Annotated in this window: 1 protein-coding gene; it reads left to right on the forward strand. The window is 64.2% G+C overall.

Annotation, left to right across the window (positions count from 1 at the left end; genetic code table 11):
- On the forward strand, positions 1–371 hold a 371-nt coding region (locus tag KTN05_RS18840; protein ID WP_217330709.1), incomplete at both ends, for an FAD-dependent oxidoreductase.

Raw genomic sequence — 371 nt, forward strand, 5'->3', positions numbered from 1 at the left:
CGCTATTCGGCTTACCGCGTCGTGAAAGAGGCACTGGGCGGTCATCGCGGCTGGCGCCCCCTGTGGCGCAACCCCGATCCCCAGCCCGCCTATGATTATGTCGTCGTGGGCGGCGGCGGGCACGGGCTCGCCGCCGCCTATTACCTCGCCACCACCTTCAAGCAGGCCCGCATCGCCCTGCTGGAGAAAAGCTGGCTCGGCTCGGGCAATATCGGCCGCAACACGACGATCATCCGCTCCAACTACCTGCTGCCGGGAAACGAGCCGTTCTACGAGTTCTCCATGAAGCTGTGGGAAACCATGGAGCAGGACCTGAACTTCAACGCGATGGTCAGCCAGCGCGGCATCCTGAACCTGTTCCACAGCGACGG

This window comes from Paracoccus sp. Z118 (assembly GCF_019061185.1).
Lineage (GTDB): Bacteria > Pseudomonadota > Alphaproteobacteria > Rhodobacterales > Rhodobacteraceae > Paracoccus.